Annotated in this window: 17 protein-coding genes; 16 read left to right on the top strand and 1 reads right to left on the bottom strand. The window is 63.3% G+C overall.

The genetic code is table 11. The features are described 5' to 3' along the window. The first annotated feature begins 53 nt into the window (after positions 1-53). From ACWHY3_RS11680 to ACWHY3_RS11620, 13 genes are all read left to right on the top strand, one after another. Complete coding sequence (locus ACWHY3_RS11680; RefSeq protein WP_448126617.1) at positions 54-1,625, top strand: Re/Si-specific NAD(P)(+) transhydrogenase subunit alpha; 1,572 nt, start codon at positions 54-56, stop codon at positions 1,623-1,625. Positions 1,626-1,641: 16 nt separating this feature from the next. Continuing rightward, entirely contained in the window at positions 1,642-3,084 is a 1,443-nt protein-coding gene (locus ACWHY3_RS11675) for an NAD(P)(+) transhydrogenase (Re/Si-specific) subunit beta (RefSeq protein WP_332779340.1), read from the top strand. A gap of 180 nt (positions 3,085-3,264) precedes the next feature. Beyond that, on the top strand, positions 3,265-4,314 hold the full coding sequence (locus ACWHY3_RS11670) for an NAD(P)H-dependent glycerol-3-phosphate dehydrogenase (protein ID WP_087719031.1): 1,050 nt from the start codon (positions 3,265-3,267) through the stop codon (positions 4,312-4,314). Further along, on the top strand, positions 4,314-4,778 hold the full coding sequence (sixA, locus tag ACWHY3_RS11665; RefSeq protein WP_087718947.1) for a phosphohistidine phosphatase SixA: 465 nt from the start codon (positions 4,314-4,316) through the stop codon (positions 4,776-4,778). The genes ACWHY3_RS11670 and sixA overlap by 1 nt, the downstream gene beginning before the upstream one ends. A 193-nt stretch (positions 4,779-4,971) precedes the next feature. Next, positions 4,972-6,003, top strand: coding sequence for a LacI family DNA-binding transcriptional regulator (locus tag ACWHY3_RS11660; protein WP_087718948.1), 1,032 nt, complete (start codon positions 4,972-4,974; stop codon positions 6,001-6,003). A 199-nt stretch (positions 6,004-6,202) separates the two neighbouring features. Then, the gene (locus tag ACWHY3_RS11655; protein ID WP_087718949.1) at positions 6,203-7,333 is read left to right on the top strand and encodes an L-talarate/galactarate dehydratase; all 1,131 of its coding nucleotides are present in this window, start codon (positions 6,203-6,205) and stop codon (positions 7,331-7,333) included. Positions 7,334-7,538: 205 nt separating this feature from the next. Beyond that, positions 7,539-8,867 carry an enolase C-terminal domain-like protein gene (locus tag ACWHY3_RS11650; RefSeq protein ID WP_332779341.1) on the top strand — a complete coding sequence of 443 codons (1,329 nt, stop codon included), beginning with the start codon at positions 7,539-7,541 and terminating at the stop codon, positions 8,865-8,867. A gap of 306 nt (positions 8,868-9,173) precedes the next feature. Continuing rightward, positions 9,174-10,175: a TRAP transporter substrate-binding protein gene (locus ACWHY3_RS11645; RefSeq protein ID WP_087719032.1), complete on the top strand. Its 1,002-nt coding sequence runs from the start codon at positions 9,174-9,176 to the stop codon at positions 10,173-10,175. Between the two features lie 73 nt (positions 10,176-10,248). Continuing rightward, positions 10,249-10,770, top strand: coding sequence for a TRAP transporter small permease (locus ACWHY3_RS11640; RefSeq protein ID WP_087718951.1), 522 nt, complete (start codon positions 10,249-10,251; stop codon positions 10,768-10,770). Between the two features lie 4 nt (positions 10,771-10,774). Continuing rightward, positions 10,775-12,055 (top strand): TRAP transporter large permease, encoded by a 1,281-nt coding sequence (locus ACWHY3_RS11635; protein WP_087718952.1) that lies wholly within the window; start codon positions 10,775-10,777, stop codon positions 12,053-12,055. A gap of 91 nt (positions 12,056-12,146) precedes the next feature. Then, on the top strand, positions 12,147-12,956 hold the full coding sequence (locus tag ACWHY3_RS11630; protein ID WP_332779343.1) for an NAD-dependent epimerase/dehydratase family protein: 810 nt from the start codon (positions 12,147-12,149) through the stop codon (positions 12,954-12,956). A 120-nt stretch (positions 12,957-13,076) separates the two neighbouring features. Continuing rightward, positions 13,077-13,820: a FadR/GntR family transcriptional regulator gene (locus tag ACWHY3_RS11625; RefSeq protein ID WP_087718954.1), complete on the top strand. Its 744-nt coding sequence runs from the start codon at positions 13,077-13,079 to the stop codon at positions 13,818-13,820. 171 nt (positions 13,821-13,991) lie between these two features. Then, complete coding sequence (locus tag ACWHY3_RS11620; protein WP_087718955.1) at positions 13,992-15,569, top strand: aldehyde dehydrogenase (NADP(+)); 1,578 nt, start codon at positions 13,992-13,994, stop codon at positions 15,567-15,569. Positions 15,570-15,709: 140 nt separating this feature from the next. Here ACWHY3_RS11620 and ACWHY3_RS11615 read toward each other — a convergent pair whose 3' ends face one another. After that, positions 15,710-16,657 carry an AEC family transporter gene (locus tag ACWHY3_RS11615; RefSeq protein ID WP_448126616.1) on the bottom strand — a complete coding sequence of 316 codons (948 nt, stop codon included), beginning with the start codon at positions 16,655-16,657 and terminating at the stop codon, positions 15,710-15,712. Between the two features lie 332 nt (positions 16,658-16,989). On the opposite strand from ACWHY3_RS11615, the gene ACWHY3_RS11610 reads away from it, so the two are divergent. The 3 genes from ACWHY3_RS11610 to ACWHY3_RS11600 are packed head-to-tail and all read left to right on the top strand — an operon-like array spanning position 16,990 to position 19,747. Beyond that, positions 16,990-17,796: an alpha/beta fold hydrolase gene (locus tag ACWHY3_RS11610; protein WP_332779346.1), complete on the top strand. Its 807-nt coding sequence runs from the start codon at positions 16,990-16,992 to the stop codon at positions 17,794-17,796. Next, a complete protein-coding gene (locus tag ACWHY3_RS11605) occupies positions 17,793-18,674 on the top strand; it encodes an alpha/beta fold hydrolase (protein ID WP_332779347.1) in 882 nt (293 codons plus the stop codon). The genes ACWHY3_RS11610 and ACWHY3_RS11605 overlap by 4 nt, the downstream gene beginning before the upstream one ends. Beyond that, entirely contained in the window at positions 18,671-19,747 is a 1,077-nt protein-coding gene (locus ACWHY3_RS11600; RefSeq protein ID WP_448126615.1) for a patatin-like phospholipase family protein, read from the top strand. The genes ACWHY3_RS11605 and ACWHY3_RS11600 overlap by 4 nt, the downstream gene beginning before the upstream one ends. Positions 19,748-19,755: the final 8 nt, after the last annotated feature.

Raw genomic sequence — 19,755 nt, 5'->3', positions numbered from 1 at the left:
GATAGATAGCATGAGGAGTATCGGTGCATGGCTGACCATCGGGAGAGAGGCCAATGAAGATCGGGGCGCCCAAGGAGCTCGCCAGGGGGGAAGCGCGAGTGGCGCTGACGCCGGAGAGCGCGCAGCAGATACAGAAGTTGGGCCATGAGTGCCTGATCGAAAGTGGCGCCGGCAAGCTCGCCGGCTTCGATGACGACGCTTACCGGCAGGCCGGCGTCAGCGTGGTCGATAGCGCGGCAACGCTGTGGCAAGAGGCGGACGTGGTGATCAAGGTCCGGGAGCCGGTCGAGTCGGAAATCGACCAGCTGAAAGCGGGCCAGACGTTGATCACCTTCTTCTGGCCGGCACAGAACGAGGCGAATCTGGAGCGCTGCCGAGCCAAGGGCGCGACGGTCATCGCCATGGACATGGTCCCGCGTATCTCGCGTGCCCAGAAGATGGACGCGCTCTCCAGTACTGCCAATATCGTCGGTTATCGTGCCGTGATCGAAGCGGGCAATCAGTTCGGGCGCTTCTTCACCGGGCAGGTGACCGCGGCCGGCAAGGTGCCGCCGGCCAAGGTGCTGATCGTCGGTGCCGGCGTCGCCGGGCTGGCGGCCATCGGCACCGCAGCGAGTCTGGGCGCGGTGGTTCGTGCCTTCGACGTGCGACCGGAAGTCGCCGAGCAGATCGAATCGATGGGCGCGGAGTTCCTGTTCCTCGATTTCGAGGAGAGCCAGGACGGCTCGGGCACCGGCGGCTACGCGGCGCCATCGAGCCCCGAGTTCCGCGAGAAGCAGCTGGCGCTGTTCCGCGAGCAGGCGCCGGAAGTCGATATCGTCATCACCACCGCGCTGATTCCCGGTCGCCCCGCACCGAAACTGTGGCTCGAGGACATGGTCGCGGCGATGAAGCCCGGTTCGGTGATCGTCGATCTGGCGGCGGAGAAGGGCGGCAACTGTGATCTGACCGTGCCCGACGAACGCATCGTCACCGATAACGGGGTGATCGTGGTCGGCTATACGGACTTCCCGTCGCGGATGGCGACACAGGCGTCGCTGCTTTATGCCACCAACATACGCCACATGTTGACCGATCTGACGCCGGAGAAGGACGGCGTGCTGGTACATGACATGGAAGACGACGTCATTCGCGGCGCGACGGTGACCCATGCCGGCGAGATCACCTTCCCGCCACCGCCGCCCAAGGTGAAGGCGATCGGTGCCGCCAAGCCCAAGGAGAAGGTCAAGGAGCCGACGCCGGAAGAGAAGAAGGCGGCCGAGCACGCCGCCTTCGTGGCCCAGAGCAAGCGCCAGATCGGCATCCTGGTCGCTGGCGGCGTACTGATGTGGCTGCTGGGGCTGGTCGCGCCAGCATCGTTCATGCAGCACTTCATCGTCTTCGTGCTGGCCTGCTTCGTCGGCTTCCAGGTGATCTGGAACGTCAGCCACTCCCTGCATACGCCGTTGATGGCGGTGACCAATGCCATTTCGGGCATCGTGATTCTGGGTGCCGTGTTGCAGATCGGCTCCGGCAGCTGGGTGGTGGCGCTGTTGGCAGGGCTTTCGGTGCTGATCGCCTCGATCAACATCGTCGGCGGCTTCCTGGTGACCCGCCGCATGCTCGCCATGTTCCAGAAATCCTGATCCGCGGAGAATCGATATGTTGCAACACGAGTTCGTTTCCGCCGCGGCGATCGCGGCGAGTGTCCTGTTCATCCTCTCGCTGGGGGGATTGAGCAACCAGGAGAAAGCCAAGCGTGCGGTCTGGTACGGCATCGTCGGCATGGCGATTGCCGTGGTCTTCACCGCGCTGGGCCCGAAGGTCGGCGGCTATGGCTGGATGATCCCGATGATGCTGATCGGCGGGCTGATCGGCGTGTGGCTGTCGCGCAAGGTCGAGATGACCGAAATGCCGCAGCTGGTGGCTGCGCTGCACAGCTTCGTCGGCCTGGCTGCGGTCTTCATCGGCTGGAATGCCGAACTGGAGCGCGCACGGGTCATGGCGATCAAGGCGGCCGGTGTCTCCTTCGATGGTCTGTCGGCGTTTGCCTCGACGCTGGCCCACAAGACCCCGGCGGAACTCGCCTTTCTGCAGGGTGAGGTGGTGCTGGGTGTCTTCATCGGCGCGGTCACCTTCACCGGCTCCGTGGTGGCGTTCGGCAAGCTGGCCGGCAAGATCGGCGGCAAGCCGCACAAGCTGCCCGGCGGGCACCTGCTGAATGCCGGAGCGGTAGCGCTGTGTCTGTTGCTGGCCATCGCTTACTTCAACGGCGCTGGGTTCTGGACGCTGCTGTTGCTGGCAGCGCTGGCATTCTTCATCGGCTGGCACCTGATCATGGGCATCGGCGGTGCCGACATGCCGGTGGTGGTTTCCATGCTCAACAGCTACTCGGGCTGGGCTGCCGCGGCGATCGGCTTCACGCTCTCCAATGACCTGCTGATAGTGACCGGCGCGCTGGTTGGCTCGTCCGGGGCGATTCTCTCCTACATCATGTGCAAGGCGATGAACCGCAACTTCGTCAGCGTCATCCTGGGCGGCTTCGGTGGACCGCAGGGGCCTGCGGCCGAGATCGAGGGCGAGCAGGTCGCCATCGACGCCGGCGGGGTGGCCAGCGCGCTCAACGACGCCGACAGCGTGATCATCGTGCCCGGCTACGGCATGGCCGTGGCGCAGGCGCAGAATGCGGTCAGCGATCTGGTGCGCAAGCTGCGTGCGGCCGGCAAGGAGGTTCGCTTCGGCATCCATCCGGTGGCCGGGCGCCTGCCGGGCCATATGAACGTGCTGCTGGCCGAAGCCCGTGTGCCGTACGACATCGTGCTGGAGATGGACGAGATCAACGACGACTTCGCCAACACCGATGTGGTGATCGTCATCGGCTCCAACGATATCGTCAATCCCGCGGCCCAGGAAGATCCCGCGAGCCCGATCGCCGGCATGCCGGTACTGAGAGTCTGGGAGTCGAAGCAGGTCTTCGTCTGCAAGCGCGGGCAGGGGACCGGCTACTCGGGCATCGAGAATCCGCTGTTCTTCAAGGACAATACGCGCATGCTCTACGGTGACGCCCGGTCCAGCATCGACTCCCTCGTCGGGATGATCGACTAGCCCCGGCGATGTCTGGCTGAACGCGTTTCCTGCACGATCAACGCCCCGTTTTCGGGGCGTTTTTTCGTTACACTGTGGGTATCGCTCATCGTCAATGGAACGGCTATGTCGGATAAAAACGAGTCGGATAAAAACGAGTCGGATAAAACCAGGTCAGGCAAGAACGGGTCGGAAGAACGCATGACGGTCGCGGTACTCGGCGGGGGCAGCTTCGGTACCGCCATCGCCAGCATCGCCGCCGATAATGGCGCCGAGGTTCGTCAGTGGCTGCGCGACGAAGCGCTGGTGGAACAGATCAATCGCGAACACCGCAACGGTCGCTACCTGCCCGATTACTCGATCAATCCGGCAGTGGTCGCATCCACCGATCTGGCGGAGACGGTTGCCGAAGCTGCCGTGGTTTTCATCGCGATTCCCTCCAAGGCCTTCCGCAAGGTGTTGCAGCAGGCGCGGCCGTACCTGCGGCCCGAGCAGATTCTGGTCAGTACCACCAAGGGGATCGAGGCGGACGGCTTCAAGCTGATGAGTCAGGTGATCGAGGAAGAGACGGGCTCTTCGCACATCGGAGCGCTGTCCGGCCCGAACCTGGCTGCCGAGATCGCTCAGAAGCAGCTGACGGCGACGGTGATCGCCAGCGACGATCCCGTCACGCGGGCCTACGTGCAGGCGGCGCTGGGGTGCAGTTATTTCCGCGTCTACGCCGGCAACGATCGCTACGGCGCCGAGCTGGGCGGTTCGCTCAAGAACATCTACGCCATCGCGGCCGGCATGGCCGCCGCGCTGGGCATGGGCGAGAACACGCGCAGCATGCTGATGACCCGCGCGCTGGCGGAGATGAGCCGGTTCGCCGTCGCGCTCGGCGCCAACCCGATGACCTTCCTGGGACTCTCCGGCGTTGGTGATCTGATCGTCACCTGTTCTTCCGAGCTCTCGCGCAACTATCGCGTCGGCTACGCGCTGGGGCAGGGGCACGATCTCGATTCCGCCATCGAAGTGCTCGGTCAGGTGGCCGAAGGCGTCAATACGGTCAAGCTGGTGTGCGAGAAGGCGCATCAGGAAGATATCTACATGCCGCTGGCGCAGGGGCTTTATCGGGTCATGTTCGACGGCATTCCGGCCAAGGACATGGCCAAGGCGCTGATGGAGAGCGAGCAGAGCAGCGACGTCGAATTCATGCTGTCGCGGGAGTCGGTATCCCGCGCTCACGAACTCGCGCCGGATCCCGAGTGATGGGCTGGCTCGCGGTAGTCCGGCATGGAGAGGCAGGGCCGGGCAGCCCGGATGCGGCGCGTCGGTTGACGACCCGCGGGGAGGGCGAGGCCGCGGAGGCGGGCCGATGGCTGGCCTCGCGACAGACGCTGGCCGGCGCCACGATCTGGGTCAGCCCCTACGATCGGGCACAGCAGACCGCACGGGCGGTTGCCGAAGCCATGCACGGCGAAGTCGAGACGGTCGGCGGCGTGACGCCGGACGATGATGTCGGCGCGCTGATCGAACGGCTGACCCTGTTCGATGCGACGCGACCCTTGATCGTCGTCAGCCACATGCCGCTGGTCGGGCTGCTCACGGGTCGTCTGACCGAGGGGCGCTCCAACGCAGGCGTCATGTTCCCTACGGCAGGTATTGCATTGCTGGAAGCGGATGTCTGGGCAGCCGGATGTGCGTCGTTGAAGGCTTTCTTCTCTCCCTCTTAGGGTGGCGGTTTCAGCTCGACGACAACTGGCAAATGGGCGGAGGCATGTTTGCGCTATCACCTTGACAGCATTCATGTTCGCCAGAAGGGCAGAAGGGCAGAAGGGCAAAAGGGCAAAAGATCTGATGCCGAGAATCGAGCGTCGAACTGAATGGATTTCGTATGGATGAACAGTCTGATGAGTAGTCACGTCGATGGACGATAGCGGCGATAAACCACGTTCCTCGCGCTCGACCGGCAGCGCACGGCTGACCGATGTGGCTCGCGTTGCAGGCGTGGCGCCGATGACAGTGTCGCGAGCGCTCAACCGCCCCGAGCTGGTGAGCGAAAGCACGCGACTACGTGTTCAGCGAGCGGTGCTCGAAACCGGTTACGTGCCCAATCGGGTCGCCGGCGCGCTGGCGTCGAGTCGGAGCCGGCTAGTGGCGCTACTGGTGCCGACCGTGGCGCACTCGCTGTTCGCTGAAGTCGTGCAGACGGTGATGGGGGCGCTCTCTTCCCAGGGCTATCAGGTGCTGCTGGGTCTGGTCGGCTATACGCCGGAGCAGGAGGAGACGATTCTCGAGACCGTGTTGAGCCGCCGTCCCGACGGGATCGTTCTCACTGGCTGTCGCCATTCGGCGCTGACCCGCCAGCGGCTCAAGGCGGCCGAGGTGCCGCTGGTCGAGATCTGGGACATGACCGATGATCCGCTGGACATGCTGGTCGGCTTCTCCCATGAAGCGGTGGGGCGCGCCGTGGCCGAGCATCTGCTGTCACGGGGTTATCGGCGCTTCGGCATCATCAGTGCCGACGATTCTCGCGCGAAGCTGCGGGTCGCCGGTTTCGTGTCGGGGCTCGAGAGCGCCGGCATTGGGGAGTACCAGCTGCGGGAAGTCGGTACGCCTTCGAGCATGCCCTGGGGGCGGGAGAAGAGCGCCGAACTGCTCGATCGCCATGCGCTGGATGCCATCGTCTGCAGCTCGGATATCCTCGCGCTGGGGGTATTGTCGGAGGCGCAGAGTCGCGGGCTGACGGTGCCGGGGCAACTGGCGATCATGGGATTTGGCGACAGCAGTTATGCTGCCGCCAGCTTCCCGGCGTTGAGTACCGTACGTATCGACGGCGCTGCCATCGGCCTGCGGGCGGCCGAGCATCTGTTGCAGCGCATGGCACAGCCGACGTTCGAGCGGGCCGGGCAGGTTCTGGATGTCGGCTTCGAGATCGTCGATCGGGATACCACCTGAGCCGCTTCGGCATGCGGCACGGTGCCGTCGCGAGTCGTCATCCTTTGGTCGTAATCGCAGGGTGGCCTCTTTGTCATACAAATTGATTGCGCTAACATCCCGTCCGTTAGCGGCTCGGCATTTTCGATGATAGCGCAATCATATCGGCGCCGAGCAGATCGGGAGGAGAGTCTCTCAGCCACATCCATGAGGTAGTCCGATGTCCAACGATGCCATTAGCTGGATCCGTTTTTCCCATGTCCTGTTGCCGCTGGCGACACCCATCAGCGACGCGAAGGTACTGACCGGCCGCCAGAAGCCGATGACCGAAGTGTCGTTTTTGTTCACCGAGATCGAAACGCGTGATGGCCATCAGGGGATCGGCTTCAGCTACTCCAAGCGTGCCGGGGGATATGGCCAGTTCGCCCATGCCCAGGAGATCGCGCCGGCCATTCTGGGCGAAGATCCCAACGACACCGGCAAACTGTGGCAGAAGCTGGTGTGGGCCGGGGCATCGGTAGGGCGCAGCGGTCTTTCGACGCAGGCGATTGCCTCGGTCGATGTCGGGCTGTGGGATCTCAAGGCCAAGCGCGCCGGGCTGCCGCTGGCCAAGCTGCTGGGGGCGCATCGCGACTCCGTGCAGTGCTACAACACCTCCGGTGGCTTTCTGCATACGCCAATCGAAGAGGTCAAGGAGAACGCGACGCGATCTCTCGAGAACGGCATCAAGGGCGTCAAGATCAAGGTGGGACAGCCCGACATGCGGATCGACCTTCAGCGCGTCGAGGCCGTGCGCAAGCATCTCGGTGACGACGTGCCGTTGATGATCGACGCCAACCAGCAGTGGGATCGCGCCACGGCCCTGCGCTTCGGCCGGGCCATGGAGCAGTACAATCTGGTCTGGATCGAGGAGCCGCTGGACGCCTACGACGTGGAAGGTCACGCGGCGCTGGCCAGTGCTCTCGACACGCCGATCGCCACTGGCGAGATGCTGGCCAGTGTGGGCGAGCACATGGAGCTGATCAAGCATCGCAGCGCCGACATCATCCAGCCGGATGCTCCGCGGATCGGCGGGATCACCCAGTTCCTGAAACTGGCGACGCTGGCGGACGCTGCCGGCCTGCAACTGGCGCCTCACTTCGCGATGGAGATTCACCTTCATCTGGCCGCCGCCTATCCCGCCGAGCCCTGGGTCGAGCACTTCGACTGGCTGGAGCCGCTGTTCAACGAGCGCCTGGAAACCCGGGACGGCCGCATGCTGGTGCCGGATCGCCCGGGCCTGGGGATCACCCTGACCGAGCAGGCGCGGAAGTGGACGGTCAACAGCGCCGAATTCGGCAAGCGCGGCTGAAAAAAGTGCCTGCGCTCGGTCATACGGCGTTAAAAATCGACGCGAAAGTACTCATTTACACCCACGTAAACTGGTGCGCCAGCCCGGTCCGTATTTCGCGTCAATTTTTGCCTTAGCTACGCGCCCCGGTATGACCGTCGCTCGGCAACTTTTTTACGGAATCGGCCGGGTAATTCCCGACAGTTTGTTGTACGAGGAGTGCAATATGAATTTCCCCAAAGTCAGCAAGATGACGGTGGTGCCGGTCGCCGGGTACGACAGTTTTCTGCTCAACCTGAGTGGCGGCCACGCGCCGTGGTTCATTCGTTGTCTATTGATTCTCGAGGACGATGCCGGCAACCAGGGCGTCGGCGAGATCCCGTCCAGCGAGGGGATTCTCAAGGGGCTGGAACAGTGTCGTCCGCTGGTCGAGGGAGCGGCGGTCAACGAGGTCAAGCAGACGCTCAACCGCTCGCGCCTGCTGCTGGCGAGCAACGGGCGGGAGGAACGGGGGCGCCAGACGTTCGATCTGCGCGTGGCGGTGCACGTGCTGACCGCCATCGAATCGGCGCTGTTCGATCTCTACGGCCAGGCGTTGGGTCAGCCGGTGGCGGACCTGCTGGGGCGATTCGGCCGCCAGCGCGATGAAGTCGAAGCGCTGGGCTACCTGTTCCTGCTGGGCGACCCGGACAAGACCGATTTGCCGTATCCCAAGCCCGAGAATCCGGTCGATGCGTGGGACGAGGTCCGCTGTCGGGAGGCGCTGACGCCGGATGCGGTGGCCAATCTGGCCAAGGCGGCCTATGAGCGTTACGGTTTCAAGGACTTCAAGCTCAAGGGTGGCGTGCTGCGGGGCGAAGAGGAGGCCGACTGCATCCGTGCACTGCACGGCGCCTTCCCCGAAGCCCGGCTGACGCTGGATCCCAACGGGGCCTGGAAGCTCGACGAGGCGGTTCGGATTCTCGATCCGATCAAGCACATCCTCAGCTATGCCGAAGATCCCTGCGGGCAGGAAGAGAGCTGGTCCGGACGCGAGGTGATGGCCGAGTTCAAGAAGCGCACCGGCTTGCCCACCGCCACCAACATGATCGCGACCGACTTCAAGCAGCTGCAGTACGCGGTGGCGCTCAATGCCGTCGACATTCCGCTGGCGGACTGTCATTTCTGGACCATGCAGGGCGCGGTGATGGTCGGTGAGCTGTGTGACGAGTGGGGAATGACCTGGGGCTCGCACTCCAACAACCACTTCGATGTCTCGCTGGCGATGATGACCCACGTGGCGGCAGCGTGCCCGGGCAATATCACGGCCATCGATACACACTGGATCTGGCAGGACGGCCAGCGCCTGACCGAGGAGCCTTTCGCGATCCGCGGAGGCAAGCTGACTGTGCCGAAGACGCCGGGGCTCGGGGTCAAGCTCGACATGGCTCAGGTCGAAAAGGCCCATGCCCTCTACAAGTCGCTCGACGTGCGTAGCCGCAACGATGCGATGGCAATGCAGTATCTGATCGATGGCTGGTCGTTCGATCCCAAGCGGCCAGCGCTGGTGCGCTGACTTCCCGTCAGTCACCCTCGCGGCTCGATATCGATAGATCAAGGCAGCATCTTCGGATGCTGCCTTTTTACGTTCGATGACGATCAGAGCCAACCGATTCCCGAAGGCAGCTATCGTACCGGTTGGATCCACTAATATGAAACTGTCTTTTTTTCAATAGTTTACAGAAATAACTAACATTATATCTCGCTGATGGTTCGCCATTATCTGCCAATTCCAAAGTCTAATATTACGTCAAGTATGATGTATGGCATTCTGCGTTTCGACAATCACAATTCGCTTTGAGTCGAGCGAGGGAGTCATATGATGGCAAGACGTTTTTGGGGCAATCTTTCCGCTTCGCTACCCGCGGTCGCCGTCGCTGGCGCGCTATCTGTCGCGGCCTTTCCTGCTCACGCGGAAAACTGGAGAGGGTGGAACGTTCATCCGGACGGCTACCCGAACTCGGTCGCGTTGAAGTCTTTTGCCGACGAGGTTTCCGAGAAGACGGAAGGAAGAATCAACCCTCGCGTATACAACAATGCGGTGCTGGGCGATCAGCCTGATGCCATCGACCAGGCCCGTAGCGGTGCCCTGGATTTCGGTAACTTCAACATGGGGCCTATGGGCCCGATCGTACCCGAAACCAACGTGCTGTCGTTGCCGTTTCTGTTCGATAGCGTCGATCAAATGTACCGCGTCATGGATGGGGAAATCGGCCAGCGCTTCGCTGATGCTCTTGCGGAAAAGGATCTGATCGCTCTGTCCTGGTTCGGCTCCGGGGCACGCAGTTTCTATAACACCGATCACCCGATCGAAGAGCCGGACGATGTGAAGGGGCTCAAGCTTCGCGTCATGAATAACGACCTTTACGTGCAGATGGTCGACGCCCTCGGCGGTAATGCGACGCCGATGTCCTACGGCGAAGTGTTCCAGTCGTTGAAGACCGGCGTCATCGATGGGGCCGAGAACAACTACCCGTCGTTCGACTCCAGCAACCATTACGAGGTCGCCAAGTACTTCTCCGAAACCGGCCACCTGATCATTCCCGAATGTCTGTGCATCGCCGAGTCCAGCTGGAACGAGCTCTCCGACGAGGACAAGTCGATCGTTCGCACGGCTGCCGAGAATGCGGCGAAGGAACAGCGTGAGCTGTGGGCCGAAGGCGCGAAGAAGAGCCGTGAAGAAGTCGAGGCTGCAGGCGTGAAGGTCAACCAGGTCAAGGACAAGGCCGAGTTCCAGAAGCGGATGGAGCCGATTTATCAGGCCTTCATCAAGGAAAATCCTGACCTCGAATCACTGATTGATGATATCCGCAATACCCAATAAGCCGCCAATGGTGACGAGCCTCTGCTGACAGGGGCTCGTCTTTCGTCTTCGATATCAACTAGGGAAACCCATCGTGGATAACGTCCCGGATTCGGCCACCAATCCTGACACGGTGTCAGACAGGGTGCTGGACGGTTTGGCGCGTTTATGCCTGATCGTTGCTGGCGTGCTGCTGGTGTTCCTGATTTTCTCGTTCGGCTGGCTGGTTTTCGGCCGCTACGTGCTCAATGATACCCCGACCTGGATCGAGCAGTCCTCGCTGTTGATCGTGGTCTATATCACCTGCCTCGGTGCGGGTGCCGGTGTACGTTTCAATTCCCACCTGAGCATCGACTTTCTGCGTGAAGGCGCGCCGCGAATTCCGCGGGTGATCATGCACGCCATTTCCGACGGATTCGTGCTGCTCTTCGGTGGATTCATGGCATGGCAGGGCTGGTTGATGATGATGAACAACGCCGGCCGCCCGATCCCGATGATCGGACTCTCCGAAAGTTGGCGAGCCGCGCCTCTGGTAGCTTGTGGCGTGCTCCTGGTGATTTTCACCTGCGCCAATCTCATTCAACGCATCACGCGTACCGGCCGGGCAGGGAGCTGACACTATGGGGCTTGCGATTCTTTTCGGCGTCTTTTTCCTCGGGCTGATCGTGGGGGCGCCGATCGCGTTCGCGGTGGGGCTGGCCTCGATCGTGACGTTTCTCTACGAGGGGCTGCCGCTGTTCGTGGGGTTCCAGCGAATCGTCTCGGGCATTTCGGTGTTTTCGCTGCTGGCGATTCCGTTTTTCATCTTTGCGGGTGAGCTGATGCTGCACGGCGGCATCTCGAGCCGCCTGGTGCGGTTTGCCTCGGCTGCGGTCGGCCGCGTCCGCGGTGGCCTAGGGATGGTCAACGTAAGCTCGTCCATGCTGTTCGGCGGCATCTCCGGCTCTGCCGTCGCCGATACCTCGGCGCTGGGCTCCATTCTGATTCCGGTGATGAAGGAAAAGGGCTACGACACCGACTATGCGGTCAACGTGACGGTGACCTCCTCGATTGCCGGCGTGGTGATTCCGCCCAGCCACAACATGATTCTCTACGCGGTGGCGGCCGGTGGCGGGATCTCGGTCACCCAGCTGTTCGTGGCCGGTATCGTGCCCGGTATTCTCATGTGCCTGGCGCTGGCGGTGGCGGCCTATGTGGTGGCGGTCAAGCGCGGCTACGGCGGTGAACCCTTCCCGGGCTGGTACGCGCTGCTGATCAGCTTCGTCGCGTCGCTGCCGGGCCTGCTGACGGCGGTGATCATCGTCGGCGGCGTGTTGTCCGGCATCCTTACGGTGACCGAGTCCGGCGCGTTCGGCGCGATCTATGCCATCGTGATCACCGGGCTCGTCTACCGTGAACTCCGCTGGGAGTCGTTCAAGAAGGCGGTCTACCAGGCCGTCAAGACGACGGCGCTGGTGATGATCCTGGTCGGTTGCGCCTCGGCGTTTTCCTACCTGCTGGCGCTCTACAACGTGCCGGAAATGCTCGCCAATACGCTGACATCGCTCTCCGACAACCCCATCGTCGTGTTGCTGATGCTCAACCTGCTGTTGCTGGCGCTCGGCATGATCATGGACATGGCGCCGCTGATCTTGATCTGCACGCCGATTTTCCTGCCGGTGGCACAGCAGTTCGGCATGGACCCCATCCAGTTCGGCATCCTGATGATGATGAACCTGGGCATCGGCTTGTGTACGCCGCCAGTCGGCGGGTGTCTGTTCGTCGGTAGTGCAATCGGCGGGATCAAGATCGAGCAGACCGTCAAGACTATCTGGCCTTTCTATCTGGCGCTGTTCGTGGTGCTGATGCTGGTGACCTACGTGCCGGCGGTCTCCTTGACGTTGCCCAACCTGCTGCAGTGACGCGACAGCACAAGCTCGGTCTTCGAACTATTCGACATCCCTAGGGCGGCTACCGGACAACTGGCCGTCCAAACCAACAGGAGAGATCAACATGCTGAATCGATTACTGGTGACCGGCGCCGCCGGTGGCGTTGGCAAAGCCATCCGTCCGCATCTGGCGAAGCTGGCCCGGCACGTGCGTCTGTCGGACATCGAGGCAATCGACAACGCTGAGGAGCACGAGGAGATCGTCGCTTGCGATCTGGCCGACGCGGCAGCGGTGGCAAGGCTCGTCAGCGATTGTGATGGTATCGTCCACCTGGGCGGCATTTCGGTAGAGAAGCCGTGGGAAGGGATCCTGCAGGCCAATATCATCGGGACCTATAATCTCTACGAGGCGGCCCGGAAGCAGGGCAAGCCGCGCATCGTCTTTGCCAGCTCGAACCATACCATCGGTTTCTACGAGCGCTCGACGCGGATCGATAGCCAGGTCCCGCGTCGGCCGGATTCGCTCTACGGAGTTTCCAAATGCTTTGGCGAGGACCTGGCGAGCCTCTATTTCGACAAGTTCGCGATCGAGACGCTGAGCGTGCGCATTGGCTCCTGCTTCCCCAAGCCCAAGGACACGCGCATGTTGGCCACCTGGCTGGGTGTCGAGGATTTCGTGGCGCTGCTGGAGCGGGCGTTCGTCGCGCCCAAGCTGGGGTATACCGTGGTCTATGGCGCTTCAGGCAATGCCGAGCAGTGGTGGGACAATCGCCATGCGCAGTTCCTCGGTTGGGCGCCGCAGGAGAGCTCGGCACCATGGCGGGCCGAGGTCGAGGCCGAGGCGGCCAAAGCGCCTCAGGACCCGACGGACCCGGCGGTGGTCTATCAGGGCGGCAAGTTCGTGACGCTGGGTCACCCCGACGACGAAACGTGATCCGGGCCGGGGCCGGTCGAGCTGGTATGCTATTCACCTCGAACGTCATACAGCACCGACCGCCCCGAGTGATCGCGGACGCCGGCGTCGGACAGGAAAATCGATAAGGTAGGCAGCACGATGGAGCAGACCAAGGCTTGGGAGATAAAGCGCATCTCTTCTCAGGAGAGTCTATCGCGCCAGATCGCCCGACAGCTGGAAGCCCTGATCACTCAGGGGCATATCGAGGTGGGGGAAAAACTGCCGACCGAGAGCCAGCTGTGCGACATGTTCGGTGTCAGTCGGACGGCGGTGCGCGAGGCGATCGCTCACCTCAAGTCGATGGGCCTGGTCGAGACGCGTCGGGGTATTGGCACGCGCGTTCTGCGCTCTGCGCCGGATCACCAGTTTCCGGCAAGACGCATCAACGCCACCACGGTGGAAGACATTCTGCACGTGCTGGAAATGCGCATGACGCTGGATGCCCAGGCGGCGGCGCTGGCGGCCGAACGGCGCACGCCGGAGGATGTCGCGGCGATGCAGAGCGCTCACGAACGGTTCCTGGCGGCCTGCGAGACGGGTAGTCAGGCTCGCCACGAGGACTATGTCTTCCACCGGGCGATCGTCGAAGCCACGCACAACCCGTTCTTCGTCTCGCTGTACGATCAACTCAACGAAGGCGCTATCCCCCGGACCAAACTTCTGTCCGTCGAGCTCGACCCCGAAGCCATATCTTACTATCTTGAAAGGGTGGCTCGTGAGCACGCCGAGATCCTGCAGGCGATCGTCTCAGGGCAGACGGAAGCCGCACGGGACGCCATGCACCGCCATCTTCAACGGGCGTACGACAACTACGCCGCGTATCAGGATCGCTCCGAAGCTTGATCTCTTGCCGGCCCGGGCGATAAAGGCGGGCCGATCGATTCGAGATATCGTTCGATTGCACTGCCGTCCCACGGGGCGGCGGTGTCTTTCTGTTGGCATTGGCGTCCCGGCATTCGAGCGTTTTCGACATCCCAGCTTTCTCTAACATCCCAGCTTTCTCTAGGAGGCAATGTGAATCTGACTGGCGAACTATTGATCGGACAGCAAACCGTCAAGGGGACCCGCGATCCGATCGTCGCGATCAATGTGGCGACGGGCGAGCGCTTGCCGACCGAGTTTTTCGGCGGCACTTCCGAAGACGTGGCGCGAGCGTGCGAACTCGCCTGGTCGGCATTCGATACCTATCGCGAAACCTCACTCGAAGAACGAGCCAGATTTCTCGAGACGATCGCCGACGAGATCGAGGCGATCGGTGACGACCTGATCGAGCGGGCCGTGGCCGAGTCCGGGCTGCCTCAGGGGCGCATCCAGGGCGAGCGCGGACGCACCTGCGGGCAGCTGCGCCTGTTCGCCAAGACCGTGCGCGCCGGCGAGTGGCTCGACGTTCGCATCGACCCGGCCTTGCCGGATCGCCAGCCGATGCCGCGGGTCGATCTGCGTCAGCGCCACATCGCCTTGGGGCCGGTGGCCGTGTTCGGTGCCAGCAATTTCCCGCTGGCGTTCTCCGTCGCTGGTGGCGATACCGCGTCGGCATTGGCCGCGGGTTGTCCGGTGATTGTCAAGGGGCACCCGGCGCATCCCGGCACCTGCGAGCTGGTCGGTCGCGCCGTGCAGGCCGCCGTCAGGAAGTGCGGTCTGCCCGAGGGCGTATTCTCGATGCTGCACGATTCCAGCTTCGAGGTAGGGCAGGCGCTGGTCGCCGACCCGCGGATCAAGGCAGCGGGCTTCACCGGGTCGCGTAAGGGTGGTCTGGCACTGCTGGAGATTGCCCAGCGTCGTCCGGAACCGATCCCGTTCTATGCGGAAATGAGCAGCATCAACCCCGTGTTCCTGTTGCCGGCCGCGCTGAGTGCACGCGCCAAGGCGCTGGGCGAGGCGTTCGTGGGCTCGCTCAACATGGGGGCCGGGCAGTTCTGCACCAACCCGGGTCTGGTGATCGCGATCGAGGGGCCGGATCTCGACGCGTTCATCGAGTCCGCCAGCGAAACGCTCAAGGCCAGCACGGCCCAAACGATGCTGACGCCGGGTATTCACCAAGCCTACGGCCAGGGTGTAAGCGCGCTGGCGGCGAACGGCAAGGTTCGCGAGGTGGCGCGGGGACTGGAGGGCGAAGGCGCCAACCAGTGCCAGAGCGGCCTGTTCGTGGCTGCCGGCGAGGACGTGATCGCCGATGCCTCGCTGCAGGCGGAAGTCTTCGGCGCCTCTTCGCTGATCGTGGCCTGCCGCGACGCGGCGGAAGTCAAGCGTGTCGCCGAGAGCCTAGAAGGCCAGTTGACGGCAACGCTGCAGATGGATGACGCCGATTACGAGGCCGCCAAGGCACTGCTGCCGACGCTCGAACGCAAGGCGGGCCGTATCATGGCCAACGGCTGGCCGACCGGGGTGGAAGTGTGCGATGCCATGGTTCACGGCGGCCCGTTTCCGGCGACTTCCGACTCGCGCACCACGTCCGTGGGCACCGCAGCGATCTTCCGCTTCCTGCGTCCGGTCTGTTACCAGGACCTGCCGGATACGCTGCTGCCGGAAGCCGTGCGCGAGAGCAACCCGCTGAAGCTGCGTCGCCTCGTCGATGGCGAACGCGAAAGCTGATCTCGTCAGCTTGTGTGCCAATCAACGGCATGACGATGACAGGCTGATAAGATAGGGTAATGAGAAGGGCCGCTCGATAGAGCGGCCCTTTTTTCGTCCGGCATCTTTCGTCCGGCATCCGGCATCCGGCAGCGTTCGGGCTATACCAGCCCCAGCCATTTCAGCAGGAACAGCCCCAGGCTGAGGGTGAACATCGACGCGAAGGTCGTGATGACGATGATATTGGCAGCCAGCTTGTCGTTGCTCTTGAACGCCTTGGCCATGACGAAACTGGCCGCTGCGCCCGGGCAGCCCAGGTAGAGGAAGATGATCCCCAGTGCCGGGCCGTGAATTCCCACGGCGAGAGCGCCCAGCACCCCGAGCAGGGGAACCCACACCAGCTTCCACAGGCTGGCGTCGAGGGCGATGGTGCTGCTGCGCTTGAATGCACTGACGGAGAGCGTGCCGCCGATGCAGATCAAGCCCAATGGCAGCGACATGCCGGCGAGATAGCCGCCCGACGTCATGACCCAGCCGGGGAGTTCGATATCCGCCAACGCCACCGGAATCGCGAAGACGACGCTCAGGATGAGCGGGTTCTTGGCCAGATTCTTGATCAGGCTGCGGAAGTCCGTGGCGACCTCGTCGCTGTAGAGCGACAGGATGAAGACCGAGAAGACGTTGTAGATGACGATGACCGCGCCGGCCAGCACCCCGCCTACGGAAAGGCCGTAGTCGCCGTACTGGCCGGCCGCCAGGGCGAGCCCGACGATGCCGTTGTTGGCGCGGAATGCTCCCTGGGTGAAGATGCCTCTTTCCACGCGGGGGTGCCGCCAGATCGCCCAGGCCCAGGCGAGAAAGAAGCTGATGATGGTGTAGCCGATGAAATAGCCGATCAGCTCCGGCTGCAGGGCGCGACTCAGGTCCGCCTTGATGATGCTCAGAAACAGCAGCGCCGGCATGGTGACCTTGAACACCAGCATCGATGCTGTGGTGATGAAGTGGGAATCGATCCAGCCGAGCCGCTTGAGACCAAGCCCCAGGAAGACCATCAGAAAGACCGGCAGCGTGATTTCCAGCGTATGGGTAAAAGCGGCCAACAGCCCCATGATTCACTCTCCGCCGCGGACTAACCAGAAGCCGACCACGAGCGCCGCGATCAGCAGCGCCCAAAACAAGCGGTTACGCAGACGGGTATCGCGGTGGGATCCTTTGCGAGACACAGTACAATCCTTGCTGGGTAAAAGGGTCGAATGCCGCCGGGACGCGAGCCCGTTTCATGATCGTGACCGTCGAATCCTGTCAGCGGCGATCATGGCCGATGCCACCCGAATGTCGAGCGACGATATCGTGAGGCATGGGCGTTGGGGACGTTCGACCGGGTCGTGAATTTGAAGCCATGCATTTATAGCCGATTAGCCGATAGTCTAAGGGAATTCAGATGTCGATGCTGCGTTATCCACTGGTCTTTGCCCACGCCAACGGGTTTACCGGTGCCAGTTACCGGACGCTGTTGTCGCCGTTGGCGACGCATTTCGAACTGCATCCGCTGGACCGCCTGGCGCATGATCCCCAGTTCCCGGTAGGGCGGAACTGGCTGGCATTGCGCGAAGAGTACCTGTCGGCCACCGAGTCGTTGTCGACGCCGATCGTCGCCGTGGGGCACTCCATGGGCGGCGTGCTTTCGATCATGGCTGCCTCCAAGTCGCCGGATCGCTTTCGCGCCGTGGTGGCTCTGGATCCGCCGCTGCTGCTCGGGCGGGACGCCTGGATGTTGAAGTTCGCCAAGCTCGCCGGCTTCGTCGACCGGGTGACGCCGGCCGGCAAGACGCTGCGCCGTCGCGAGGTCTGGCCCAGCCGGGAAGCGATGGCCGCTTCGCTGCGTCGCCGTTCGCTGTTCCAGGGCTTTACCGAAACCGCGATGGAGGATTACGTCACCGGGGCGACGACCATCGTCGACGATAGCGGCGCGGCGAAGCTGCGCTATGCACCGCGTACCGAGGCCGCCGTGTTTCGCCACCTGCCGGATCATCTCACCTCGGTGCTACGCAAGATCGAGGTGCCGCTGACCGTGATCGCCGGTGAAGACTCCGATCTGCTGACGCCCGAGCGGCGACGCACGCTCTCGCGGCTGGGCATTCGGTTGCGCTGTGTGCCCGGTGGTCACATGTTTCCGTTCGAGCATCCGCAAGCGACCCGTCAGGAGATTCTGGAGGCCATCGACGACATGCTGGGAGAAGGTTCTTGAAGGCACGAGAAATGATTCTGGGCGAAGGGCGCCTGGCCGCGTTGAGCTGGGGCGACGATGCCGCGCCCACCTGGGTGGCCCTGCATGGCTGGCTCGATAACGCCGCGACGTTTTCCCGCCTGGCGCCGGCGCTGGCCACTGCGCTGGGGATTCGCCTGGTGGCGCTGGACCTGCCGGGGCACGGCCATTCACCGCATCGTGGCGTGCGGGCCGAGTACCCGTTGTGGGGTTACATGCCGGACGTGCTCGAAGCCGTGGACGCCCTGGAGCTGAGCTCGACGACATTCGTCGGCCACTCGATGGGCGCCGGCGTTGCCAGTCTGATCGCTGCCGCCGCGCCGGAGCGGGTCGACGGACTGGTGTTGATCGACGGGCTCGCCTCGACCACCAGCGAACCCGGCGAGACGGTGACGCAGCTGCAGGCGGCGTTGCGGGCGCGGCGGCGTTCGCGCAGCGCTGCCGGCAGCTATGCGAGCGTCGACGAGGCGGTCGCGGCGAGGGTTCATGGTGGCGTCACCCGGATCGATGCCGATACCGCGCGGCCCATCGTCGAGCGTAATCTCGGCCGGCAGGAGGACGGGCGCTACTACTGGCGGACCGACCGGCGTCTGGTCCATCCGTCGCTGCTGCGCTGGACGCCGGACCAGATGCTGGCGACGGTGGCTGCCATTCGCGCCCCGGTGCTACTGGTGCAGGCCACTGCCGGCGTGTTGACGCAGCGGCCGCACCTTGGCGAGGCCTGTCGCCGGATCGGCAGGTTCGAGCGGCGCCTCGTCTCTGGCGGACATCATCTGCATCTGGAGGGCATCAGAGTGGCGCAGGTCGCCTCGGAAATCGTACGCTGGTATCAATCGACGGTCGTGGAGTCCATGTCATGAAACCTCGTGTCTCGTTGGTACTGGGGAGCGGCGGCGCACGGGGCTATGCCCACATCGGCGTGATCGAGGAGCTCGAGGCGCGAGGCTACGAGATCGCGTCGATCTCCGGCTGCTCCATGGGTGCCTTGATCGGCGGCATCTACGCCGCCGGCAAGCTCGACGGCTACCGTGACTGGGTCTGCCAGCTCGACTATTTCGACGTGTTGCGCCTGGTCGACATCACCTGGAGCGCCATGGGGGCCATGCGTGCCGGCAGGGTGATGACCAAGCTGGAAGCGCTGGTCGGGGATATCCGTATCGAGGACCTGCCGATGCCGTTCACGGCGGTGGCAACGGATCTGAGCCGCCAGCGGGAAGTGTGGTTCCAGAGTGGCCCGCTGCTGCGCGCGATCCGCGCCTCGATCGCGGTACCCGGCATCATCACCCCGGTCCAGGACAACGGCCATGTGCTGGTCGATGGAGGGCTGCTGAATCCGCTGCCGATCATTCCCACGGTTTCCGTCAACGCGGACATCGTGCTGGCGGTCAATGCTACCGCCCAGACGCCGACGCCCGTGACACTGGAAGATCTGCTGCCCGCCGACCAGGCGGCCCAGGAACATGCCCGTGAAATCGAACGCGAAGCCGAAGGCCAGAGCTTCAGCGGCTGGCTGAAGAACGTGCGCACGCGGGTGCAAGGGATGGTCTCGTCGTTCAGCGACGAAGAGGAAGCCTCGGAAAACAGCAGTTGGTCGAGCCAGACCGAGCGCGCCTGGAGCAAGCTCGACATGATGCTGGCCTCGTTCGATATCACCCAGGCCGCGCTGGCCAAGTACAAGATCGCCGGTTATCCGCCCGACATTCTGATCGAGGTGCCCAAGAGCGTGTGTGGCGCCTACGAGTTCCATCGCGCCGAGGCGCTGATCGAGCTGGGGCGCTATCTTGCCTCCCAGGCCTTGGATCGCCACGAGCGCCAGCGGGACCGGACGTCTGTCGCCGCCGAACCGGCCGATGGCCACCGCCACCCGGCCAGCAGCGCCGACCCGCAGGGGCGTCTACCGCTGCCGCTATCCTCGCCCAAGCGCCACGGTTGACGCCGCTC

This window comes from Salinicola sp. NYA28a (genome assembly GCF_976982775.1).
This window is presented reverse-complemented; position numbering and strand designations above follow the sequence as displayed.